This window comes from Blautia sp. HCP3S3_C4 (genome assembly GCF_052064095.1).
Classification (GTDB): domain Bacteria; phylum Bacillota; class Clostridia; order Lachnospirales; family Lachnospiraceae; genus Blautia_A.
The window spans coordinates 53,539-78,365 of sequence record NZ_JBQHWF010000013.1 but is presented as its reverse complement, the minus strand read 5'-3'; the positions used below and the strand labels follow the sequence as shown (position 1 = coordinate 78,365).

22 protein-coding genes are annotated in these 24,827 nt (G+C 49.0%); 1 reads left to right on the top strand and 21 read right to left on the bottom strand.

The window, feature by feature from the left end; all coding sequences use genetic code 11:
• Positions 1-364: 364 nt before the first annotated feature.
• The 3 genes from ACTNC6_RS12200 to ACTNC6_RS12190 form a co-directional block, all read right to left on the bottom strand.
• Complete coding sequence (locus tag ACTNC6_RS12200; RefSeq protein WP_441044220.1) at positions 365-697, bottom strand: plasmid mobilization protein; 333 nt, start codon at positions 695-697, stop codon at positions 365-367.
• On the bottom strand, positions 697-6,693 hold the full coding sequence (locus tag ACTNC6_RS12195) for an SNF2-related protein (RefSeq protein ID WP_441044231.1): 5,997 nt from the start codon (positions 6,691-6,693) through the stop codon (positions 697-699). Before ACTNC6_RS12195 ends, ACTNC6_RS12200 begins: the two co-directional genes overlap by 1 nt.
• 1,007 nt (positions 6,694-7,700) lie before the next feature.
• Entirely contained in the window at positions 7,701-8,039 is a 339-nt protein-coding gene (locus ACTNC6_RS12190; RefSeq protein WP_441044230.1) for a TnpV protein, read from the bottom strand.
• Between the two features lie 163 nt (positions 8,040-8,202).
• Between ACTNC6_RS12190 and ACTNC6_RS12185 the strand changes: the two genes are divergently transcribed.
• Entirely contained in the window at positions 8,203-8,514 is a 312-nt protein-coding gene (locus tag ACTNC6_RS12185; RefSeq protein WP_321041359.1) for a hypothetical protein, read from the top strand.
• 328 nt (positions 8,515-8,842) lie between these two features.
• Here the strand turns inward: ACTNC6_RS12185 and ACTNC6_RS12180 are convergent, their stop codons facing one another.
• The 18 genes from ACTNC6_RS12180 to ACTNC6_RS12095 form a co-directional block, all read right to left on the bottom strand.
• The gene (locus ACTNC6_RS12180) at positions 8,843-9,052 is read right to left on the bottom strand and encodes a transposon-transfer assisting family protein (protein ID WP_321041360.1); all 210 of its coding nucleotides are present in this window, start codon (positions 9,050-9,052) and stop codon (positions 8,843-8,845) included.
• Positions 9,049-9,642 (bottom strand): YodL domain-containing protein, encoded by a 594-nt coding sequence (locus ACTNC6_RS12175; RefSeq protein WP_173876994.1) that lies wholly within the window; start codon positions 9,640-9,642, stop codon positions 9,049-9,051. Before ACTNC6_RS12175 ends, ACTNC6_RS12180 begins: the two co-directional genes overlap by 4 nt.
• An 11-nt stretch (positions 9,643-9,653) precedes the next feature.
• Positions 9,654-10,265 carry an LPD16 domain-containing protein gene (locus tag ACTNC6_RS12170; protein WP_441044219.1) on the bottom strand — a complete coding sequence of 204 codons (612 nt, stop codon included), beginning with the start codon at positions 10,263-10,265 and terminating at the stop codon, positions 9,654-9,656.
• Positions 10,262-12,337, bottom strand: a complete 2,076-nt coding sequence (locus ACTNC6_RS12165; RefSeq protein WP_441044218.1) for a DNA topoisomerase 3 — start codon at positions 12,335-12,337, stop codon at positions 10,262-10,264. Before ACTNC6_RS12165 ends, ACTNC6_RS12170 begins: the two co-directional genes overlap by 4 nt.
• Positions 12,338-12,405: 68 nt before the next feature.
• Positions 12,406-13,416: a DUF4238 domain-containing protein gene (locus tag ACTNC6_RS12160; protein WP_441044217.1), complete on the bottom strand. Its 1,011-nt coding sequence runs from the start codon at positions 13,414-13,416 to the stop codon at positions 12,406-12,408.
• Between the two features lie 128 nt (positions 13,417-13,544).
• A complete protein-coding gene (locus ACTNC6_RS12155) occupies positions 13,545-14,627 on the bottom strand; it encodes a CD1107 family mobile element protein (RefSeq protein WP_441044216.1) in 1,083 nt (360 codons plus the stop codon).
• On the bottom strand, positions 14,617-14,874 hold the full coding sequence (locus tag ACTNC6_RS12150) for a DUF4315 family protein (protein WP_168934190.1): 258 nt from the start codon (positions 14,872-14,874) through the stop codon (positions 14,617-14,619). Before ACTNC6_RS12150 ends, ACTNC6_RS12155 begins: the two co-directional genes overlap by 11 nt.
• A 13-nt stretch (positions 14,875-14,887) precedes the next feature.
• Complete coding sequence (locus ACTNC6_RS12145) at positions 14,888-16,642, bottom strand: C40 family peptidase (protein WP_441044215.1); 1,755 nt, start codon at positions 16,640-16,642, stop codon at positions 14,888-14,890.
• A gap of 3 nt (positions 16,643-16,645) precedes the next feature.
• Entirely contained in the window at positions 16,646-19,033 is a 2,388-nt protein-coding gene (locus ACTNC6_RS12140) for a VirB4-like conjugal transfer ATPase, CD1110 family (protein WP_441044229.1), read from the bottom strand.
• Positions 18,993-19,427, bottom strand: a complete 435-nt coding sequence (locus ACTNC6_RS12135; RefSeq protein ID WP_168934192.1) for a PrgI family protein — start codon at positions 19,425-19,427, stop codon at positions 18,993-18,995. Before ACTNC6_RS12135 ends, ACTNC6_RS12140 begins: the two co-directional genes overlap by 41 nt.
• A 16-nt stretch (positions 19,428-19,443) precedes the next feature.
• On the bottom strand, positions 19,444-20,310 hold the full coding sequence (locus ACTNC6_RS12130; protein WP_441044214.1) for a VirB6/TrbL-like conjugal transfer protein, CD1112 family: 867 nt from the start codon (positions 20,308-20,310) through the stop codon (positions 19,444-19,446).
• A 25-nt stretch (positions 20,311-20,335) separates the two neighbouring features.
• Positions 20,336-20,551 carry a Maff2 family mobile element protein gene (locus ACTNC6_RS12125; protein ID WP_002576404.1) on the bottom strand — a complete coding sequence of 72 codons (216 nt, stop codon included), beginning with the start codon at positions 20,549-20,551 and terminating at the stop codon, positions 20,336-20,338.
• 143 nt (positions 20,552-20,694) lie between these two features.
• On the bottom strand, positions 20,695-21,006 hold the full coding sequence (locus ACTNC6_RS12120) for a hypothetical protein (RefSeq protein ID WP_441044213.1): 312 nt from the start codon (positions 21,004-21,006) through the stop codon (positions 20,695-20,697).
• A gap of 12 nt (positions 21,007-21,018) precedes the next feature.
• Positions 21,019-22,770: a VirD4-like conjugal transfer protein, CD1115 family gene (locus ACTNC6_RS12115; protein ID WP_441044212.1), complete on the bottom strand. Its 1,752-nt coding sequence runs from the start codon at positions 22,768-22,770 to the stop codon at positions 21,019-21,021.
• Entirely contained in the window at positions 22,770-23,255 is a 486-nt protein-coding gene (locus tag ACTNC6_RS12110) for a PcfB family protein (RefSeq protein WP_112116305.1), read from the bottom strand. Before ACTNC6_RS12110 ends, ACTNC6_RS12115 begins: the two co-directional genes overlap by 1 nt.
• Before the next feature lie 34 nt (positions 23,256-23,289).
• A complete protein-coding gene (locus ACTNC6_RS12105; RefSeq protein WP_112116307.1) occupies positions 23,290-23,601 on the bottom strand; it encodes a DUF5720 family protein in 312 nt (103 codons plus the stop codon).
• Positions 23,602-23,610: 9 nt separating this feature from the next.
• Positions 23,611-24,252 (bottom strand): DUF3846 domain-containing protein, encoded by a 642-nt coding sequence (locus ACTNC6_RS12100; protein ID WP_441044210.1) that lies wholly within the window; start codon positions 24,250-24,252, stop codon positions 23,611-23,613.
• A gap of 54 nt (positions 24,253-24,306) precedes the next feature.
• Complete coding sequence (locus ACTNC6_RS12095) at positions 24,307-24,822, bottom strand: hypothetical protein (RefSeq protein WP_087016723.1); 516 nt, start codon at positions 24,820-24,822, stop codon at positions 24,307-24,309.
• Positions 24,823-24,827: the final 5 nt, after the last annotated feature.

The window sequence follows — 24,827 nt, the reverse complement described above, 5'->3', positions numbered from 1 at the left end:
CGCATATTTTGATTTTATTTGCAAGAAAAGTTAATCATCTTTCCACCTCTTTCTAAATTTCAAAACATTATACCATAAATCGCAGGCAAATACAAGTGGTTACAAGAATTTAACAAATCGCTTATAATACAATCATATAACTTTACTCATTCCTTACTGACCGTAAAATTCAAAGTTTCTGTTCCCTATAAAATTAGTTTATCGGGATTTACCAAATTGCCAAACAACGATTGATCGAACTATCAAGTTCTCTACTTGCCATGATTATAGCACATGGATATGAATAATTCTACCAGCTAAACACGGTTGTTTTTCCCTATGTAAAGCCGCAGTCAAAACTGCGACTTCCCGACAAATTATCGGATTACTGAATGGAGGACAACCTGACAAGGACTTCTTTCATGTCCGTCCAGATTTCTTCCAGACGTTCCTGCAAGTCCTTAATGTCGGCTTCATAGATGTTGCCGGTCTCATTGGCTCGTTTTGCGTACTGATTCAGGTTGTTGGAACAGATTCGCAGAAGCGAAACCAGTGCTTTCACATCCTGCAAATCCAGATTGATACAGTAGCCGTCCAGAGCCATTTTTCTCAGATATGCCCCCATACTGCGGATACCAAGCTCGTCCATCTTCTGATGGATTCGCTCGACCTCCTCCTTGGATGCCAGGAAATGAACATCCTGGTCTCGCTTTGCCATTACAACACCTCCTCGTAGCCCTCAGAGCGTTTTGCCGGCGGGATATGCTCGGACTTAGATTTCAGATCAGCCAGAACAGAGGGGCGTTCCGCTTCTCCTTTTTCAGCACGGCTTTCCACCGTGTCCTCCATATTGAGTGCCGCATCCAGCTCCGCAAGCCGCTGACTTTTTGCCACAAGTTCCGCTTCCTGGGGGAATGGTTTTCCAAGTTCTGCTTTTGCCGCTTCCTGCTGATTGTAGAGATTGGTCAGTTGTTCATTGGCTCTTTCCAACCGCTCAGGAATGCCAGAAAGTGCGTTATCCAGTCGGGTGATATTTCCCCTGGCATCCGTGCCAAGTGCTACACGGTGGCTCATAGCCCCTTTCAGAACGATGTCAAACTCACTTCGGAAGCTGTCATAGGAAAGCTCCATCCGGAAACCTCGGTAGCTGCCCAACGGAACCGGATCAGCACTTTTTGTCTCCTTGCAGGCGGCAAGAATGATTTCACCGGCATCGGCTTTTTCCGCATAATGTCTGCCCATGATTTCCATACCACAGAATCCCTCGGAGATCTGCGGATGTGCCTCCACGGTCTTGATGTCCGCTTCAAAGCCATGGATATAGCCTGCCTGCTTTTCAATCTCAGCCGGGAAGTATTTCAGGAGCTTATCCTCCATGCGGTACTGCTGGCTCTGGTGGTCAGCTTTCAGCACTTTCAGCCTTGCTACATCAATATCCAAGTCCATCTTTTCCTTGATGAGCGGATTACCGGCGCACAGTGCTTTGATCTCCGCATAGGAGAGTGCCTGCTCATCCACATCGTCACAGGAACGAACCGGAGATTTGGAGGTCATGATCTGAGAGATAAATTTCTGCTTATTCTCCAGGGTCTGATACAGATATGCGTCGAATGTTCCCTCAGTCACATACTGATAGACCTGAACCTCTTTATTCTGATTGCCCTGACGGATGATACGACCGTTTCTCTGGGTCATATCGGACGGACGCCAGCCCACATCCAGATGATGAACCGCCACCAGTTTGTCCTGCACATTGGTTCCTGCGCCCATTTTCTGTGTGCTGCCAAGCAGCACACGCACCTGTCCGGTACGAACCTTGGCAAAGAGTTCTTTCTTTTTTGCTTCAGTATCCGCATCGTGGATAAAGGCAACTTCCTCGGCAGGTACACCGTTTGCCATCAGCTTGGTTTTGATGTCGTCATAGACATTGAAGGTGCCATCGTTTTTTGGTGTCGAAAGGTCGCAGAACAATAACTGTGTCAGCTTGTCTGCCTGACCTTTCTGCCAGATACGGAGGACATTTCCCACACAGGCATTGAGCTTGCTGTTCGGGTCATCCGGCAACAGTGGGTTCATCAGCCGCTGATCCAGTCCCAGCTTCCGTCCATCGCTGGTAATCTTGAGCATATTGTCCACAGACGGGTCAATCATACCGGCATGAACATCCGCAGCTCTTTCGGAAAGGGAAGCAACCATATCCTTCTGATACTCAGAGGGCTGCACCACAATCGTCTCAAATTTCGCTTCGGGAACCGGAAGATGCAGCTGGTCTGAGGTCTTGATGTCGGCTACTTCCTTGAACATATTCATCAGTTCAGGAAGGTTGAAGAACTTGGCGAATCGGGTTCTGGCACGATAGCCGGTTCCTTCAGGAGCCAGCTCAATGGCCGTCGTTGTCTCGCCAAAGGTGGATGCCCAGGAATCGAAATGAGTCAGATTTTTCTTCTGGAGCGTACCGTACTGGAGATAGCGCATGACCGTGTAAAGCTCAGTCATGGAGTTGCTGACCGGAGTGCCGGTGGCGAAGATAACGCCACGACCGCCGGTGATCTCGTCCATATAGCGGCATTTCATAAACATATCCGAAGATTTCTGGGCTTCGGAGGTGGAGAGACCTGCCACGTTCCTCATTTTTGTGTAGAGGAACAGGTTTTTGAACGCATGGCTCTCGTCCACGAACAGCCGGTCAACACCCAACTGTTCAAATGTGATGACATCATCCTTTCTGTCGGCGGCAAGAAGTTTATCCAGTCTGGCTTCCAGAGATTTTCTGGTTTTCTCCATCTGCTTGATGGTAAAATTCTCGCCACGCTGATATTTCAGTTCTGCGATTGCACCCTCGATCTCATCAATCTGTTCCTGCAACTGCCGTTCCTGCCGCTCGGCAGACAGCGGAATCTTCTCAAACTGGCTGTGACCGATGATAACGGCATCATAGTCGCCGGTTGCAATACGAGCGCAGAACTTCTTTCGGTTTGCGGTTTCAAAATCTTTCTTCGTGGCAACAAGGAGCTTGGCGCTCGGATAGAGGTGGAGGAACTCATTTGCCCACTGCAAGGTGAGGTGGTTCGGAACCACAAACATGGACTTCTGACTCAGGCCAAGTCGTTTGCTCTCCATCGCTGACGCTGCCATTTCAAAGGTTTTGCCCGCACCAACTTCGTGTGCGAGCAGGGTATTTCCACCATAAAGCACATGAGCGATAGCGTTTCTCTGATGTTCACGGAGGGTAATGTCCGGGTTCATACCGCCGAAGCGGATATGGCTGCCATCATACTCACGGGGCCTGGTGGAGTTAAAAAGCTCATTGTACTTCGTAACCAGTGCTTCCCGGCGGCGAGGGTCTTTCCAAACCCAATCCTGAAACGCATCCTTGATTGCCTGCTGTTTCTGCTGTGCCAGAGTGGTTTCCTTTTTATTCAGGACACGCTTCTGCTTTCCGTCCGCATCTTCGATGGTGTCATAGATACGAATGTCTTTCAGGTTCAGTGTTTCTTCCAGAATCCGATAGGCATTGGCACGGTCAGTACCGTAGGTCACATATGCCGCCACATCATTGTAGCTGGGAGAGCTTTTCCCATTGATACGCCACTCTGCGGTCATTTCGGAGAATTTCACCTCAATGGAACGGCGCAGGTAGTATGGGGTCTCAAAGGTTTCCTCCATGAACTGCTGAATATAGTCTGCATCAATCCATGTGGCACCCAGACGGACATCAATCTCAGACGCATCCAAATCCTTCGGCTGTGCCTTTTGCAGTGCCTCCACATTGATATTGAAAGCGGAATCACGGTTCGCCGCCATCTGTGCGATACGCAGCTTGCTTCTCACATCACCAGAAAGGTATTCGTCCGCAGTCTGCCAACCAGCTTCCACATCATCAGGTGCCATCGGGTCTTTGAAGATCACCCCACGCAGTTCCGTTTGAATGGCTTCGTAATCCTCCTGGGTTCCCAAAAGCTGTGCCATGAAAGGAAGATCAACTTTACCACGCTCACCAATAGAGATTGCCAGAGCCTCCGATGGGGTATCCACGCTGGTCACTTTGCGTTCCGGCTTGATCGTTCTCTTGGTGAACATATCCGCCTTGCTCTTTAAGTTGCCGTCCTCATCCACATTTTCCAGAGAACACAGAAGGTAATAGGAGGAATCATCAGAGAAAGCCTGCCCATTTGCACGGTTGTTGATGAGACCGTTCTTTGCGGTAAACGCATCGTAGGCATCATTCAGTTCTGCCTGCTTCTGAGAAATCATCTCATCCGGGTAATCCTCCAGCTGATATTCGATCAGCTCATTGACGATACCACGGAGTTCCACCATGCCTTTCACACGGTCTTTTGCTTTCTCGTTCAGCTCCACATGGCGCATGATGGAGTTTTCACGGAAGTACACTTCGCCGTCCACTACGGCATAGGAATAGTTCTTTACATCTGGAGTAGCTGGAATGGTTTCCGCTTCCTTGCCCTTGCTGTTTTCAACCGGCAGCTCCACGGCCTGATAGGTTCCCTGAATGTGGGAAACCGCCTCTTTCAGAAGATCGGACAGCTCCGCACCCGGAATCGGACGGACGGTAATATCATCCTTGCCGTAAGGGGTACTTTCCAGAACCGTGTCGCCCAGAACCATTTCCGGGTGATCGACAAAGTAGCTGTTCATGGTGTGTCCTTCTTCAGTGCGGTTCAGATGCACCCAATCAGGAACGATGTCAATCGGATGGTCACGCTTTTGCAGGAAGATGATGTCGGACACGACTTCCGTACCGGCATTTTTCTTAAAGGCATCGTTTGGCAGACGAATGGCACCAAGCAGTTCCGCCCTCTGTGCCAGATACCGCCTTGCATCCGAGTTCTTGGAATCCATGGTATAACGGCTTGTTACAAAAGCGACCACGCCGCCAGGACGAACCTGATCCAGAGCTTTGGCAAAGAAATAGTTGTGGATGGAGAATCCCAACTTATCATAAGGCTTATCGGATACCTTGTAGTTACCGAAAGGTACATTGCCCACAGCCAGATCGTAGAAGTCTCTGCGGTCTGTCGTTTCAAAACCGGCGACTTTGATTTCTGCGTTGGGATAGAGCTTCTGAGCGATTCTTCCGGTGATGGAATCCAGCTCCACACCATACAGACGGCTGCTCTGCATCTCAGGGGGCAGCATACCGAAGAAGTTACCGATACCCATGGCAGGTTCCAGAATGTTGCCGGTCTCAAAGCCCATCTGGCCGACTGCATCGTAGATGGAGCGAATGACCGTAGGACTGGTATAGTGGGCATTCAGGGTGGAAGCCCTTGCCGCAGCATATTCATCCTCGGACAGCAGATTTTTCAGCGTGGTGTACTCCTGCGCCCAATTTCCCTTATCAGGGTCAAAGGCATCTGCCAGACCGCCCCAGCCGACATAGTTCGACAAGATCTCCTGTTCTTCGGGAGTAGCGTTTCGGTTCTCGCTCTCCAGCTGGAACAGGGTCTTGATGGCTTCCATATTTCTTACAAATTTCTGTTTCGGTCCACCTTCATCGATGTGGTCATCTGTGATGTGGAAGTTCACCGCAGGAACGGGTGGAACTTCTCTGGTCGTAATGGACTGCTCAATCTGAGCGATGATGTCGATGACCTCAGGATTCTGCCAGCCGTCCACCTTGGTATAGTCCCGAACGATGGTGTCCTGACCGTCCCTGCAATGAATGAGGTCAAGACTGCCCGGTAACGGTCGCCCGGTATTCATTGCACCCAGAGCCTTTGCCTGGGTGGAAGGGAGGGCGTGATAGGCTCTCAGGGCATCTTCAAAGGAACTGTATTCCTTAATGTCCAGCGCACCACGCTTCTGGATGTCCTCTGCTACATAGAAGTGGTCAATGAAGTGTTCCTGCTGTACCGGTTCGGCAATGCCATATACCTGTGCCTGTGCCTTTTCATCAGGATAGTCACCATAGATACGGATGCACTTATGCTCCTGCTGATCGTAAACGGCAGCACCGTCATACTTGAACCCGTCATCCTCCATAGTTCCGTCTACATAGCCCTGGGCAGCTTTTTCGGCTTCCTCCAGAGTGTAGTAATCCAGTTTATCATCAAAGCCGTTTTCAAAGTGATGATAAGCGGCAACCAGATAACGACGTTCCGGCTGTGCTGTTTCGGTGCGGATTTCGCCCTGATTTTCCCCTGTAACGGAGTTTTTTTCGGTATAGGCATCACCCCTTACTGCATGGTTTCTTTCGTCCTGAGAAAGCAAACGCTCGAAATTCTCACGGCTTTCTGCACGGAAGATCGGATAAAGCAGAGAGGGGTCTCTCAGCTGCACTTCCCGGTCGGTGATCTGCTCCACAAGAAAAGCGGTGTCGTCCAGATAGACCGTATCTCCAACCTGATAATTCCACACCGGTGTTTCCTCAACCGGCTCTGCGATATTATCTGCGGATTCTTCGGGCTGTACTGCTTCCATCGCCGCCACAGTCTGACGGACTTCCTCCAGGTAGTCATTGGCAAGCCACTCATCGTCGAAGTATTCCGTAACGCCCTCATGGTCTACATAGTAGGTTCCGGTCTGTTCGTCCCAGATGGCATACTCGCCATCCTCGGTATCGACCACAGCAAAACGCTCATAGACATCTTCCAGAGGATTTGTTTTGGCATCTTCGATTGCCTGCCGCTCGGCTTCCTCCTCAGGGGTAAGAAAGCGACCTTTTTTCATCAGAGCATCAATTCTCTGTGCCACCTGTGTCCAGGACATCTGCACCTTATCGCAGCCGCTTTTGGTGTAGCGAACGCCCTTGGCATCGTGATCCTGACCGCTGTGGGTTGCACCGGAACAGGCATGGGAATGACCGCCGGTGCCGTATTCATGCTTCAGAAACTCGGCTTTGTCCTTAACAGAATGATTTTCCTGCCAATATTCATAGATACGGCGCTTTCCACCGGCGAAGCCGCTGCCACGGGTCAGGTCTGCATTGACCTCATCATCGGTAATGAACTGACGGACAAGGGGCATCTGCATCATATCGCTCTGATATTCCCTGACAGGGGCATCCAGTTCATTCAACCGCTTTTCAATGCCATCCAGCTTGTGATAATGAAAGCGAAGCAGAGAACGGTCAGCATCATGGGCAATCATAAACCCACGATACTCCTCTTTCATTGCCGCTAAAAACTCAGGCTGTTTGAGCTGTTCTGCCAGCCATGCGGTTTCTTCCGGAAAACCATTGCTGCGGATTTCCGACAAAGAGGGGAAGAATCCCATTGCCTTTGCTTCATCGGATAGGTCATGGTAAAGATACCAAATGGACTGAGCCATCTTTTCACGCTCAAAGCCGGGAGCTTCCACCAGTTCCACATTGGTAGCGTACTGACCGTTTTCCAGCAACTCTCCAATCCGCTTTGCGACATCCTCCCATGGGATGATCTGCGCCCTGGGGCTGTCAATGGCAGAGGAACCTTTGGCAAGGTGAATGCCGTCCCCGGAATACCATGCGGAAATATTGCCGCTGTCCTCCTTCAGACCAAAACCACCATGGTAGACCTGCTTCAAGGTCTGTGCGATTTCTTCCACCGGCTTCTGCTTCATATAGTCCAGCACTACGATTTTCCTTGCATCATCGGTATTACTGCCAAGCAGGAGAAAATGGTCGATTTCTTCCTGAGAAAAAGAAAAAGCAGAGGGCTTTCGGCTCTCTGCTTCGTCGATAAATCGGATTTGCTGTTCTTCTGTGAGGAAAAGGTTCAGGGTCAGCTGTTGATAAGCTCCGTCATCACGATTTCCTCCGCCTGCGCTTTCAGGCTGCTCATGTGTCTTGCCCAGCCCAGCTGATCCGTCTCTTTCTCCGGTGCCGGGTTGTTCTTCAGATACTGGTTCATCAGAAGTTCCACTCTGGCTTTCGCCGTCTCCTCGATCTCCCACAGGTGGGGGAACAGGCTCTCCGTCAGAATCATGTCGTTCAGGAGCATCGGATTGTTCTGCTCCAGAAACGCTCTGCGCATCCTGCCATATTTGCCCAAAGGTCTTGTTTCCTTGTTCTCCAACCTGATGTTCGGGATTCTGTAATCCCCGGCCTGTCTGTAAGTCATTTCGCTCATAATCTGCGCTCCTTTCAGCAGCTCTGTTCTGCTCGTATTCACCAATCGCTTTCTCGATCTCCTGAAACATCCGTGAACTGATTGCATTGACTGCCGTGCCGAGGGTGTTTACCGTCTGGCGGGTGTTAAAATCAAAGACATTCAGGAAGTCCTCATGCTCGAAGTAGTTATCAGGGTTCTCAACCAGTCGGCAGTACATCGCATAGGATACGCTGTTTGCAACCGCTCTCTTGAAAGCCACTTCGATGTTAAGTTCATCATACTCCTCAAGGAAGCTATTGGCAACGATGTCGAGGATCGGCTTCTTGTAATCCTCCCAATACTCCGCAGAAAGAGACAGCGCAATCTCCTCCAGCTGCGCCTCCAACAGTCCATCTGCGGCAACGCCAAAGGAACGCTCCATAGCTTCCATCACATACGCACGGTTTTCCTCTGTGACTTCCCACGGTTTCAGTTCAGGGGATGAACGGCGGACACCAGTATCAGCCACATCGAATACATACCGCAGATAGGGCTTATCCCTGTTGGTCACAAACAGTGCGATGCCGGTGGAACCTCGTCTGACATATCTGCGGTACTTCTCGTCGTTCCACTCGTCATAAGGCTTACAGAAGGTGGCATTGGGGCGCTGGGCATAAATCATCACCTGTTCCGGATAAGTGAACTCATAGTTTCGGGACATCGTTACCAGAAAGGAAGTCCAGTTATCCTTGTTCGATGTGATTTTTCCGATGGTCTCTCTTGCCAACCCGGAATAAAATCGCTCTTTTGCGTTCATCATTTCCCTCCAATCCTTAAAAATCAGGATAAAGATTCAGCCTATCAAAAGTCTCATCATCCATACCGGACAACTTATTGAGAACAGAATCAGCCAGGGCACTAAGCTCGGCTTCCTCCTCGGAAAGCTGCTCCTTCATCTGTATGAGTGCTTCGCACAGCCCCGACTTTGTGCCAGGGCTGTAAAGCATCATCAAGTTCCGTTCATCTTGTGTGAAATTCATCATTCCATATCCCTTTCCGGGTGGCTTCTGGGTGGTTTGTGGGGTGTATCGAAAACCGACATTTCTTTCAGCTGTTCCAACACGGAAGGTCGATCTTCCGCAGCGGGAGCCTTCCCGTTGTTAATGATGCCATCCAACATCCCATAATCGTCCTCCATAGCCATCTCTGCATTTTTCAGATAGTTTTCGGGTTTCATAAAGTCCTGAAGCTCCACGAAACCGAAGGCATCAACGTAATAACAGGATACTTCACCGGCGACCTTGAGCGCCACGATGTCGCTGACCGACATACTGTGACCACGGAAGTCCTCCGGGTGGTCAATATTGAACCTGGTATAAAGAGCTTCCAGCTGCTCGGCAGCACCGGCGGACTGCTCAATCGGACCATTGTAAACCACCTCATAATGGTCAATGGTCGGCTGATTTTCCAGCTTCTGAATGTGCCAATAGGGCATAAAACGAAACTCGTCGGTCTCATCAATGTGTTTCAGCTGAAGGACTGCGTAAGAGTCCGTAGAGCTTTCCAGAAACGCTACCATTCTGTCATCGGAAGTGGTATTTCCATGAACATCATCCCATTTTTCAATTTTCATAGGCGACCTCCTTATCGTTGCGGTTCCTTGTACTTATGCGAGGGCGTTGCAGGGGCGATTTTTTCCGTAGCCTGCGCCAATTTCTCCATAACAGATTCTTTCCTTGCAGGGGAATCTACCACAACCGCCTGCCTGCCAACCTCAAAAGCCTGTTCCATCACATCTTCATAGACCATGGCACGAAGCTCCCTGCGTTCCAGGCCAAAGGATTCCAGAATTTCTTTTCTGGCTTCGATCATAGTTAAATCCGGGTTATCCAGCTGACCGCCATCTATCTCGTTGTAGTTCTCATCCAACAGAGTGTAATCGTAGCCATCCTCACAGGTCTGCACCGCCAGGATTCTGTCCCGACCGACCTTCCATGCGGCTTCATCACCCATGATTTCAGGCTCTGCCATATAGGTTGCGCCGTTGCGCTCCATGATTTCTGCGAACTGGCAGATGTGGAACACATTGTAACCAACCTGGGTATGGTACTCGTCGATGAATTTGCAGGGTTTCACGACAGTTTCATCGGGATAGTGAATCTGGACACAGCCACCGTCCGGAATACGGAACAAGTCCTTATAGTGGCTGTCAATAAATCGGATGTCCTTGCCGTCCGGGTTATACTCATTCCTCATTTGCGTTTTCCTCCGTTATCAAATTCCATGTTAAACCTGGTCTTTCCGTCCTCGAATACCTCCATATAGACCGTGGCATCAAAGGTGTTTCCGGTCTTAGCTGATTTACAGCCTTTCAGGTTGATTTTCCCAGAGCCAAGCAGTTTCTGTGCCGTGGCACTGGTCATGCTCTTGCCGATACTCTCGAAGTAGCGGTTGTTCTTCCAGAGGGCAAACTTGCAGCTTCGGTTGGAACAGAAAAATGCTTTCGCCTTTTCTTCCACAGAACTGCCGCAGACAGGGCATTTCCCCACGGCATTGCTTTCCTTTGACATCAGAACTTCAGAGTCCTGAATGACCTCGTAATTCCGAATCAGACCGGCAATCACATCTTTGATCTCATCCATAAAATCCTCGCTGGCGTATTCGCCTTTCTCGATGAGCAACAGCTTTTCCTCCCAATCCGCTGTCATAGACGGGGACTGAATCTGTTCGGGCATGACTGTTACCAGAGCCGTACCCTTGTGGGTCGGAATCAGATGCTTAGTTTTCTTATCGCCTTTCCGTTCCAGGAAACCGATACGCACCAGTTTTTCGATGATACCGGCACGGGTTGCAGGGGTTCCCAGACCTTTGCGTTCCACCTCATCGGGCATCTCGTCCGCCCCGGCAGTTTCCATGCTCTGCAGGAGCGTATCTTCGGTGTAGTGCTTCGGAGGAGAGGTTTTTCCCTCCTTAATCTCCGTGCTGATGACAGCCATTTCATCGCCAACGGAAACGGAAGAGAGCACCTGTTCCTTTTCGTCAGATTTTGTCGAACCACTTTTTCTGGCAAGTGCTTTCCAGCCATTATGCAGGATGGTTTTTCCCTTGGCAGAGAACGCTGTGCCGCCGCAGTCCAGTTCAATGACTGTCTCTGCGTATCGGTGCGGATCTCCCACAGCCACGAAAAGGCGGGTGGAAATCAACTGCAAAATTGCAAGCTCGCCCTTGGGCAACTCATTCAGATTGCATTTCTGCAATTCTCTGGTAGGGATAATGGCATGGTGGTCTGTGACCTTTTTGTTATCCACAACCTGCTCCGCATGTACAGGTACTTTATCCACACCTGGGGCGGGGAATGTGTGGAAAGCCATATTTACGAGGTCTGGCAGATTGTGTGCCATATCGTCTGTCAGGTATCTGCTGTCGGTACGAGGATAAGTGACCAGCTTCTTTTCATAGAGGTTCTGGGTGTAATCCAAGGTCTGCTGTGCCGTATAGCCAAACACACGGTTGGCATCTCTCTGTAAACTGGTCAGATCGTAAAGCGAAGGTGGCTTTTCATTTTTCTCCTTGCGTTCCGCCTTTGTGACCGCAGCAATAGAACAATCTTTGCTGACAGCTTCGGCATCCGACTTCTTTTTGAAGCGTTCGCTTGCTGCCGTAAACCCATCCAGTCCAATCTGAACCGTATAGAAGGGTTCCGGTTTGAAAGCGGCAATGGCAGCTTCACGCATGACTGCCATTGCAAGGGTGGGAGTCATGACTCGACCAACATTCAGGGTCTGCCCATAAAGGGTCGAAAAAAGTCGAGTAGCATTAATGCCAACAATCCAGTCAGCTCGCTCTCGACACAGGGCTGCTTCATACAAAGCATCATATTCAGTTCCAGACCTGAGATTTTCAAAGCCCTCCCGGATAGCGGAATCTTCCATGGAAGAAATCCAAAGCCGCTCAAAGGGCTTTCTGCACCCGGCTTTATGGTACACCAGTCGGAAGATCAGTTCGCCCTCACGACCGGCATCTGTCGCACACACAAGGCTGGCGACATCATCTCTGGCCATGAGTTTTTTCAGGATACCGAACTGCTTCTTGGTTCCGGAAGAAACCTCATACCGCCAGTCCGCCGGGAAGATCGGCAGGTCAGCATACGCCCATTTGCTGTATTTTACATCGTAGGCTTCGGGTTGTGCCAGCTCCACCAGATGACCGACACACCAGCTGACCACATAGCCGTTTCCTTCAAGGTAGCCATCTTCACGCTTGTTTGCCCCAAGCACCTTTGCGATACTCTGGGCGACTGAGGGTTTCTCAGCCAATACTAATTTCATTCGCATCTGCTCCTTTCCAAAAAAATAAGCAGCCACACACCGTAGTGCATGACTGCTATGTATGAAACTTATTTAATGTATTGTCTCAGTATTTCTTTCTCGTTTCCGATTATCAAATGACTTGATGATCTGGCTATTGCAGAATTGTATTCTCTTACAGCTTCCTCCGAAACATCAATCTGTCTCTCTGTATTATCTCCGTTTATCACCAGTGCTTTTGTAGGTGATATAGGATAAAAAAATGTCAGCTCAGTTGTCTCAGCTAAATCATTATCGTAATCACATTTGAGGTTAATAATAGGTTGATCCGATGTGATAAACGGGATTGCTGTATTGTTATTAAGCAGTGCAATCGTAGTCTCTTTGCTCATCAACGAATATGCCAACGATGTTTGAATATGCCAAAAGAAAAATATCGACAGGTTTTCTAAATTCACCTTACTTAAGTCAATTCCGACTTTTGCAAAATCGAGTTTTTTGATTGAATCCCCAAACTGCTTCATCCAGCGCTCTTTTAATGGCAATGTTCTGAAATACTGGATACATATATCACTCAAAAAGTTGAACCGGTCATTTCTATCCAGATTATAGTAGAATCCTATTCCCTGCTCATCTATTATTCTGAAATACTGAACTAATTCACCCTCTATATCACAATAAAAATCTTCCATATTGTTATTCTTTTGAACACGGATAATCTGTTCGCACTTAGAGATTTCATGATGCAAATCATCAGGAATATTATTTTCCGTTCCAAATCGCTTTATCGCAGCCTGTTTCATTACATCAAGAATTTTTTGATTTTCAATCGGGAGAAGATAAGTCTCAATGAAAAACTCCATCTGCCCACGAACAACTGGACTCATAGTTTGCAAATAACAATCCAATAGCTTTTTTTCGTCTAAATTTAAGCTGTTGATTGTATAAAATGAATTTTTGAAGGCAATGGCTTCAGTTCCAGTCGGAAATAGCTTCTTTCTATCTCTCAGCACCCATACTGCATTGTTTTCTTTCCACTTTGATAAGTAAGCTTGAAAAACAAAATGATGTTTCTTTTTTACATTTTCTATCCTTTCCATGACTTTGCACCTCATATTATTCTATGCTTTCTTTTATTATAGCGGTTTGTCTCCCAATATCAAACCCAAATAAAAGAGCTATGTAAAGGCAATCCGAAGATTGCCCCAGGCATCATGCCTGTTACGGATTATACCGGTTCGTTGTCCTCCTCATCAGTGGCAAAGTCAACATCATCGTCGTCCTCAAATTCCTCGCTGTAGCCGTAGTCCTCATCATCGTCTACATAGTCCGCATCAGGGTCAGGCTTCGCAGCTTCTTTTTCTTTCTTCTTTTCCTGTAACTTCTTAAAGGCGAAGAAACCACCGCCGCCAGCAAGGGCAAGCAGAGCAAGGATAGCCGGAATCATATTCGTCTTAGGCTTCTCCTCAGGCGCAGGCTCTGTGACCTCAGGCTCCGGTTCCGTCTCGGTCGGTTCTGGAGTGGTTCCAACCACAGGTTCGGTATACTTGGCAGCTTCTTCCTCGCTCATCAGCATCAAAAGGTCGGCTTCGTCCACCTGATTCAAGAAGTGAACGGTCTCGTTTCCTTCATCGTCACGGTCGATGATGATATAAAAGTAATTGCCGTTCTTTGTGACCGCAGTAATGAATTGTTTGCCGGTTTTGTCAGGCGAGCCGACATCATCAACCAGTGTCAGGTTGCCATCGGGAGTGAGGGCAGATTCGCTGGCATCCGCCCCGGTGTCCATATTCTGCATGAACATATTCATGAACATCATAAGCAGTGCCATATCCATTTCGCTGTTCTGCTCGGCTTCCTCAATCAGCTCCAGATAGTCACCGTGTACATAGCCATGCTTTTCGGGAACGGTGATTTCATACCAGTCTCCCTCGGTCCCGATCACCTTTACTTCCTCGCCGGGACGAAGCTGGTCGATGATCTCATAATCCATGCCTGCACCGGTACGCACATTTAGCCGGGAACCGTTCGTGACCACCTTGCCGGTTCCCATGCCATCGTCCTCGGTTTTCCCGGCATCATACTTCCAGTCCTCGCCGTTGAAAGAAAATACCACAGTACCATCTTCATCTACGGATACGCTGTAAGGAAGCTCTTCCGCAGTCTGAACCGTGGTTTCCGCAGGGGCAGTTTCCACGGTTTCGATACTGGAAGCCGCTGTCTCATCCGTATAGGCGAAAGCGGTTGTCGAAAACACGCTCATGCAAAGCACAGCCGCCAGAAAAGCGGCACACAGTCTTTTAATCTTCATTCTGCATCTCCTCCTCGTTCATAGCGTTGATTGTCTCAGGCTTCGGAGCCATATCCGCAGCAAACATACGGAGCAGCTCAGAAAGCTGGTCAGGGGTCAGGTTCGCAGCGTGAACCATTTCATGGATTTCGGAGTTTTCCTCCTCACGGTATCTGCGTTCCAGGTCTTTTACTCTGGCATCCCATTCAGCCCGTTTCCTGCGGGCTTTCTCAAGGTCTGCACCGATTCTGTCTAATTTGGCACCCAATAGAATGTCCTCCTTAATTTTGGATTCTGCCGAAGCAGTAAAAATGCTGTTGCCAGTAACTTGTTTCAATCGAAGCATAAGAGATCGGGTTTCCACAGTGAATCATCATCCCATTGCCGACATAAATACCAACATGCGATGCACCGGAGGTATCATAGGTGTCTTGGAAGAAGATGAGGTCTCCCGGCCTTGCAGAGCTTCGAGGGATAATATCACATACACCCATCAAACCGTTTGCGGTCAATCTGCCAACGCTCCAGCCATTGCCGCAGTTATTGATGACCCACGAAACAAAACCGGAGCAGTCAAAGGAAGTGGAGGGACTGCTTCCACCCCAGACATACGGGTATCCCAGATACTTCTCAGCTTCCCGGATCATGTTGGCAAAGCGGGTATCCGTCAGAGCTTCGCCCGGAATATCATAGTCGGTGTATTCGCCGGTGACTGCATAAATGTCGTCCCCGAAGATGTCCGGGCGGTTCCCGCTTGTCTGGAGGAGTACACGGTATCGCTCCAATTCATCCTCTGTCAGACCGGAGCTTCCGATCACACGGTTCAATCCCTTGTTTACCAGCTTCACATTCAGGATATAATACTCATACTCAACCTCAACTTCGTACTCGTATTCCTCCGTCGTGGTCTCGCCGGTTTCCGGGTCTGTGGATGTCGAGGTGCCGGTACGGGTCTCTGTACGGGTTCGGATTTCCACTTCTTCTGTCAAAATTAACTCATACTGCTGATCGAACAGCCACCGCAGAGTGCTTTGCACTTCTTCACGGGCGTAATCCTCAAACTTCACAGTCAGATATGCCGCCAGCTCATAGGGATTGTGGTTGATCTCATCAAGGTCATAACGGTATTCATCGTAACCGCTGTGAGTGCGCTCGATGTTGTTGATCTGATTTCTCAGGGCAGCTTCCATCGCCTTATAATCATTGTCTGCCCCGATGATGTCCTCGTCCTCGGCAGTAAAGGAAGTCCCCAGAATCACCTGCGTCCCTCCCTGAAACATGGCAGTGCAGGACGAGAACATACTGCAAATAAGCATAAAAAGCAGTCCCGCCGCCAGAACAAGCAGAATGACTTTGGAGTGCGTGGTGCAAAACTCCGTGGCTCTTTCTGTGATTGTCTTGGCTCCCTGGGCTGCTTTTTCCGCACCCTTGGCAGCTGTTGTCTTTGCCGTACTGTTACCGGCTTTGGCAGCTGCATATTCTTTCTTGATTGCCTGTTTCTGCTGCCAGCGGGAAAACGGGTTGGAACCTGCATTGGGATTATCCTTCTTGAACTTTTCATAAAGGGCATCCACATTGGCTTTGTCTGACTTTTGCACCAACTTATCGGCCTTATCATGGGCTTTCAGTTTGTGGCTGTAGATGGCGTGATCGACGGTGTAGGCAGTGGATTCCACTGCCTTTGTCGTTTCCTGTGCGGACTGAACACCGACATTATCATCTTCATACTCCGATACCGCCCGATGCACCTTGGATGTGAGGGTCACAGCCGTACCACGGGTAGCAAGCTGTTTTGCCGAAGATGGGCGATCCGTAGCCACGCTGTTGTCCGCCTTGCCGAAACGGAGCTTTGCCTTCCGGGAACCGGCGGCATCCGTTTCCTGACGCAGCTTGGTTGCCTTCTTTTTGGAAGCCAGCTTATCTACCGCTTTTTCTGCTTTGTCAGCCGCTTTATCCGCACGGTCAGCAGCTTTCTTCACCTGAGAATCCGCAAGGTCATCTTCGGTGAAGCGGAGTCGTGTCGGTTTCTTCGCCATGCCTTACGCCTCCTTTGTTGCCACCACCTCATTCAGCTTCGTGGTCATAATGCGGTAGAGTTCCGTATCGGTCGGGAACCGGTCAATGAACGGCAGGATCACATTGCCATAAAACAGAAGCCCTTCGCCCTCGCCGGAATTGGTCACATAGGACAGCTGGTGGGGAGAGATATTCAGACGCTTCGCCAGAATCCCTCTGTCCTCGCTTGCCTGATTCAGCATATAAATGAAGTCGGAATTTTCGAGGATATTGGCAATCTCCGGGGAACGAAGCAGGTCTTTGACATTCTGGGTGATGCCGGTGGGCAGGCCGCCCCATTTACGGAATCGCTTCCAGATTTCTACGGAATAGGTTGCTGTCTGCTCCTCCTTCAAAAGCAGATGGAACTCGTCAATGTAGTATCTGGTGGATTTACCGGCACTTCGGTTGGCTGTCACACGACCCCAAACCTGATCCTGAACAATCAGCATACCGATTTTCTTCAGCTGATTGCCAAGCTCCTTGATGTCATAGCAGACCAGGCGGTTATTGATGTCCACATTGGTTCGATTGTTGAACAGCTTCAAAGAACCCTTCACATAGATTTCCAGTGCAGTCGCCACATGATGGGCTTCTTTCTCGTCCTGTTTGAGAAGTGCGTTATACAAGTCCTCAAGGACAGGCATATTTTCAGGAACCGGATTGTCAAAATATCTCTGGTAAATCTGATGCACACAACGGTCAATAACTGTCTTTTCAATGGGCTGCAAGCCGTCCTTACTTCCCATGATCAACTCGCAGAGGGAAAGAATGAAGTCTGCTTTCAGGGCAACAGGGTTATCATCCTCAGAGTAGTTGATATTGATGTCCATGGGATTGATATAGTTGGTACTGGAAGAACTGATCTTGATTACCTGACCTTCAAACTTGTGAACCAGCGCCGCATATTCTGCTTCCGGGTCGCAGATGATAATGTCATCATCCGTCACGAGGAACGCATTGGTAATCTCACGCTTTGCGGAGAAGGATTTACCGGAACCAGGCGTACCAAGGATAAGCCCATTGGGATTTTTCAGTTTCTTTCTGTCCACCATAATCAGGTTGTTGGATAAGGCATTCAGACCGTAATACAGGCTTTCGGCACCATTCTGGAACAGCTCCTGTGTGGTGAACGGCACAAAAATAGCCGTGGAACTGGTAGTCAGGCCACGACGAATCTCAATCAGATTCTGTGCCAGCGGCAGACTGCTCATCAAGCCTTGTTCCTGCTGGAAATCCAGTCGGCGCAGATTGCAGTTGTGCTTCTGGGCGATACTCTGTGCCTGGAACACATTGTTTTCCAACTCCTGTTCGGTGCGGCCGGTGTTCATCACAAGAAAGGTCAGCATGAACATCCGCTCGTTCTGGCTCTGCAATTCTTTCAGAAGTGCTTTTGCATCTTTGCCGTAGGTGGCAAGGTCAGAGGGAATGATGTCCATGTCATAACCGGAACGGACAGCCTTTTTCTGTTCCTCAATCTTGGAACGGTCAAGCTCCGTGATGGTTCGCTTGATGGTCTTGATTGCCGCCGTCTGGTCTACCGACTGGATGTGCATGGTCACGATCTGGCTGGATTCCATATCCAGAAAGTCAGCCAGCATACGGTCGGAAAGGTCAGAAGCGATAATTTGCAGATAGGACATCGAACCGTAGATGCTGCCCATCTGGAAGGTACGGCTGTTCTGAAAGGCAAACGCTGTCGGCGCAATAAAGTCCTTTACGGACAGACCGGATTCCACAAGATACTTCCAGTCAAAGAAGAACTTATCATTGTCACCCATGTGGAACATGGAGTGCATCAGACGAAGCCGTTCCTTGCCGTTCATCGTGGATGCCATCACACCCAAACGGCGGAAGTTGTTGAGCAGGTCATTCTCGATATGGTTCAATCTCGGTTTTGCCTGACGCATGGACTCTGCTTCGATGCCGAAGGTCAGATACTTGGTCTTGGTCAGACCGTTATTGCCCTGAGAAAGCTGCTTTTTCAGGATCTGACTGTACTCGGCACGGGAAGCATTGAAGTTGTCCTTTCGGAACGGGATACGGATGCTCTTTTCAAAGCTCTCCGCATCGGTACTCATGTTCATAAAGGACAGCTCAAACTGAACAGAGCTGTCGAAGAAATTCAGGAAACTGCACCACTCATCGAAAATGGCGGTTTTATCCTCCTGCTGTGCCAGCTGATAGTTGATGTCCTGAAACTGAATGGTTTTGGTGTAGTAGCTGTCTGTGACCCGGCAGATACCGTCCGGGAACATTCTCTGAAAGGGAATGGACTGCTGGGCGGTCTGGGGAATCCCATTGTCTTTCTTTGCCCGTTCTACAACAGCCTTAATTTCTCTCTGCTGCTTTCGATTCAGATTTGCAGGCATTTTTATTTCCCTTGCCTGCGGTTTCTTCTTGAAAAACAATTCGCTCAACCTCCTTTTCAAGTTGATATTGACGCACCAGAGCGTCGTAATAGTTGTTCGTCTGATAAGGTCGAACCTTGGGACGAATAAATTTTGCCTGAATGAAATGTCCTGCAATGACTTCCAGCGGCTGACCGTCCTTTTCGTACATAGCCAGAAAGAACAGGGGAAGCATGACAATCATCATGGTCAGTGCCGCAAGGCTTACATTTCCTGTTCCTTTGACCAAAAAGAAAATCGGCACCCCAATGAGTGCCGCAGAGCCGAAACAGATCAGCTGTCGTTTTGTCAGATTGAAGAACACCTTTGTTTTTACCCTCGTCAGGTCACGGGGTACGGGGATATATGCTGCCACTGAAAACCTCCTTCCTTTAGTGGGCAGAGAACACGCCCTTTGCAAGAGAACCGGTCTTGAACAGGGTGAAGCACAAAAGAACCGTGTATCCCATGACACCCCAGATTGAAGCGATAATGTCCTCACTGAAAGCGACCGACTGCACCAGAACCGCATAGATACCGACACAGATCATAATCAGGAAACCCTGGAACCCGATTGCAAAGAGTGACCTCAGATAGTTCTGTCCAACGCTGCTCTGTTCTCTGTTCCCGAAGGTAGCAAAAGGAATCGGAGCAAGGCTGACCATGAGATAAATCTCAATCATTCGTCCGTAAACAATAACGAAGATCACGATTGCCAATGCCGACATTGTGACCTGAACAATCAGGGATTGCAGGAACAGCCCTAATAGCGGACCGAGATCCATTGCCATCAGCGTATCTTCCATTGTTTCAAGCGCCGCCGCATCTATGGCGGTGTCTCCCGCAATGATACCGGCGCTGGCATTGATCACGTGCTGTGCCACATCAAACACAGCCATTGTGATATTGAATGTGTTTGTGATTAACACGACCGCAACGAAGGTCTTGAACACCCACTTGAAAAAAATCCATGTCTCAAAATTCGCCAGATTGTTGTGGTCGATAATCATTTGAATCAGCTCGTAACAGGCGATAAATGTCAGTATCAAGCCTGCTATCGGGATAATCACTGACTCGGAGATGTTGCGTACCATGGCAAAGACACCCGGCGAGAAATTCGCCGGGGTCATGCCAACGGAGGTTGCTATCTCGCCAACCTGGTTGTTGACGGACTCAAACATCCCCGACAGATTTCCCATGATGGCTGAAACGAGCATTTCTTTCAGCCAGTCTGTTATCTGTTGGAGTATGCTGTCCAAAGGCGATTACCTCCTTTTTTACGGATTAACCAAAGAGACCGGAAAGCAGGGGTACAAGGGTGGTTCCGATGAGAGCGACACCGCCGCCAGCCATGAGCTGCTTCATACCCTGAGACTTTGCGCCGGGGTTGTCGTTGCCGTAGCCTTCAAGCAGGTTGATTGCACCCCAGATGCCGAGACCTGCGCCGAGAGCGATAACGAGAGTCTGAAGAACGGTTACTGCGCTGTTGAAAAATGCCATATACGTTTCCTCCTGATATTTGAAATGGATTTTGAAATGAAAAAAGCCCTCCACAATACCGGAGAACCGGTCGGAGGGCAGAGACAACGAGACTATTCAACTGCAATCATATCTATCACCACCACCTTTCAAGGGAAATAGGGTCAACCATCTTTGCCGGTGCGATTCACCAGACCATCCCTTGCTTTTGCAATCTTCTGGATGCGGCTTGTCAGCTGGGCAATCGTTGCATTGATTTCATGCTGATTGTCCGCATAGAAGTAGCCATCATAATCGCTGCAAATAGGTTCACCTTTGCTTCGCAGGGAATTGACGATTCTTCTGATTTCTGACCCTTTTACATGAAAAACGGCTTCAAGCGTTTTACTTGAAACCGGATTGTTGGAACCTCTGTAATACTTGGACAGGTATTCACAGAATGTTTCCTCAATATTGAATTGGGGAGTTTTTTCCATTAAGGCCCTCCTTTAATCGGCATCGACTACTACAAATTCATCACCTGCCTTTAATTTCAATCTGCGGCTCAGAAACTGTTCGATGTTGAACTCATTCTTTTTGTCGAAGTCTGATGTGTACTTATAGTTCGGATGCTGTGTCAGATCGTACTTGTCAGACAGAAACGGTCTCACACCACGCAGCTGCAAGATGCACTTACCACCATCCAGAACTGCCAGCTCATCCACGGTCGCAAGGTCTTTCCCCAGCTTTTGATAATTCATGCCGTAGGATGGGCTGTTGCCTCTGGTATTTGAGGTGTTGTAGGTGTCGATGGTCTCTTTCCCCAGCGCCTGATTCAGCTCTTTCAGTGTGGTAGGCTCAGAACCGCCGAGGAAAATACGGGAATCCATATTGCCGATGATGGTGTCCGAATTGTCCTTGTAAATGGCTTTCAGCTGAGACTGCGCCTGAAGGACAAGGCAGGCAGATATTTCACGGCTTCGGATGGTCGCAACCAGCTTTTCCAGATTGGGAATCTGACCGATATTTGCCGCTTCGTCAATCAGACAGCGCACATGAACCGGAAGTCTGCCGCCGTACACATCATCTGCTTTCTCACAAAGCAGATTGAACAGCTGGGTATAAATCATGGAGATTAGGAAATTAAAAGTCGCATCCGTATCCGACATAATCAGGAACAGTGCTGTTTTCTTGTCTCCGAGAGTATCTAACTGCAATTCGTCATAGGCTGTAATATCCCGGACTTCCTGAATATCGAAGGGAGCAAGCCTTGCACCACAGGAAATCAGAATACTCTTAGCTGTTTTGCCTGCCGCCAGCTTGTATTTCTTATACTGGCGTACCGCAAAATGATTTGGCTTTTTCTTTTCCAGTGCTTCAAACATCAGGTCAACCGGATTCTGGAACTCCTCATCGTCCTCACGCACCTCCATTGCGTTTAAGAACTCAATCAGAGTGGAGAAGTTCTGTTCCTCAACCGGCGCTTCATAGTGGATATACCCAATCAAGGCGCAGTACAGAAGGGTCTCTGCTTTTGTCCAGAACTCGTCACCGGCTTTCCCGTCGCCTTTGGTATTGGCAATCAATGTCGTCACCAGCTTCAGAATGTCTTTTTCTGAATGGATATAGGCGAACGGATTGTAGTGCATCGACTTCTTAAAGTTAATGGTGTTGAAAATCTTGATGTTGTAACCATGTTTCAACAAAGCATTGCCGCACTCGATGACAATACTGCCTTTCGGGTCTGTAACAACATAGCTGGAGTGCATCTGGAGAAGATTCGGTTTCAGCCAGAACCTTGTTTTTCCTGAACCTGAACCTCCGATAATCAGAACATTCTTGTTTCTGGCATTGGCAGGATTCTTCGGTCGGTTGGACATCATCAGCCGTTCCGTTTTCGTTAGGATAATATTGTCCTCAAACTTTGGAGCGGTGAACGGCTCAATGTCTTTGGCTGTACCCCAACGGGCAGAACCATACTCCACATTGTGCCGGTACTTCTTGGCGTTTTTGCTTTTCAGATAAACCGCAAGCCGAAGCCCTGCGCCACAGGCAATTCCCACCAGCAAATCCAGCGGATGAAAGCTGGGGAGTGGATTGCCCAGGGCAACCGGAAGGGCATAAAAAAAGCTGAGGATTTTTGCAGAAGAATCTGTACCCTCAGCCAACCGCCATGCTTCTCCAAAATTCGTTGCAAACAATCCCACCAGAATATACGGGATGTTCAGAATCAGGAGCTTTTTCAAATTGATTTTGCTCATCACAAATCACGCTCCTGTTTCTTTTCCCGAACCTTCCTGGGGATAGCTGCTACCATTTCTTTGAACTTCTTCAGCTGTGCCAGAACGCTCGGTTTCTTATCCTTCGTCAATGACCTTGCCTGATGTTCCTTGCAGATAGCATCCAGGGCATCTGCGTCCTTGGAACGGACAAAGACAAGATAACGGGGAGGATCAACGGACTTATCTTTTCTCACGGCAAAGTCCACACCGTATTTCCTGGCGAGCCTTTCAAAATCCCGGATGCCATCTTTATCAATTTCCACATTGGTGGCACCCTGATTCTGTCCCAGCAGCTGTTTCACGGATTGTTTTCCGTGAACCGCCGTATCTCTGGTTCCTTTTCTCGCCTTGACCTTTTCCCGGTGCTGCAAATATTTGCGAATACCGGCAATGATACTTCGAGCAGTCAGCCTTGTCGTGCTGATTGCCAGATTTATCGTCCTGTTTTCAACTTCTTCCTGCATGAATCATCACCTCCTGCAAGCAGTAGAGTGAGGGTCATCGTGCCATATCTCTGCGGTCGTAATACAGATTTCCTCTGGCAACATTGGCATGACTGATAATCTTGATGTTCCCGGCTTTCTGGTTATCCAGAGCTTTCTGATACCCGGCTTCGCTCAGATACAGACGGTTTCTTTCGCCTTTCCAGCCAACAGGAGATTCATTGGTCAGCACATCAAAGATAATCATATGCTTTGTGGCTTCATCGAATCTTGCCAGGTCCATATAGGTGTGTCCCTGATACTCCTTGGCTCCTGCCTGTATCCTGCGGCGTTCCATCAATTCTGCAATCGTTGAGCTTCTTTCCATGATGCCTCCTTACAGCGTATCTCGATCAGGGCTGCTCTTGCGTGGGGTGGGGTCAGCCTTGATAGGCGCATCTTCTTTTTTGACCATATCATCGGGCAACGGCAAAGCCATGATACTGCGCCCCATGCGAACGAAGGTTTCAGGCTGATGGAAATGTTCTTCAAACTGCTTCATCAGCTCCGGGGAAAGGGAGGAAAAATCCTCCTCACCCAAACCGACAACCAGAAAGTCACCGGCGATGATGTCGTAGATCTCGCCGTCTCCGTCCCGCAACGCACGATTCAGGTCTTTCCCCATGATTTTTCCCTCATCGTGCATCACCAATGCGACAGGCTCATTAAAAGGATAAACAGCTTCAATGTCGCCACCGACAGCTTTCTGCAAATCCTCCAAATCGCAACCGATCTGAACCTGCTGGGGATACATATAGGGCTTTACCAGAAGCACCGTCATGGTTTCTGCCTGTTCCTGCTGAATCTCACGTTCCTCCGTAGTGCCAAACTCAACGCCGGTAAAGTTCTCGGAGTCCAGAATGTACTCGGAATTGTAGTAGGCTGTTCTGACCTGTTCTTCTGCATCAGCACGGGACTTGGCTTCCACCGTTACCGTCTTTTCCAGTGTCTCGGTGATCTTTACATCGTATTCCTTCAAACTTCATTACCTCCATTTCGTCAGACATAAGAAAAGCGACCATCCACGAACCTGTTACAGTTCATAAATAGTCGCTTCATGTTCCCACTGGGGGACACACATAGATTCCAGTTCCTCGATCAGTTCCTCTGGGGAAAAGAACAAATCCTCCGCACTTTTCAAAATCTTTTTGAAAGCCCGGTACTCCGTCACATAGCCGGTATCATCAGAGCCGATCAGCATTGACACACAGCGGACAATGGCAAAGTTCATATCCTCCATAAGCCACAGTTCGGTTTCATAGGTGGTTTTGATTTCATCCAAAACCGCCTGCTCCACATCGGAAATAATGAGGCAGGCACGCTGGTCAAACAGTTCCATGCCACGGTAATTGAAGCATTTCTCATAGCCGCCGGCTACGGAATATTGATATACCGTCTGTGCCGCACCTCTCAATGCGGTGCAAACCTCCGGCAGACACAAACCACCGGCATAGCCGATCTCATCTTCATCATACCCCTCATAATCTTCGGGGGAAAACAGCTCAAACAGCCAGTCGATTGCTTTACTCATTTCTCTTTCGTTAAACATCGGGA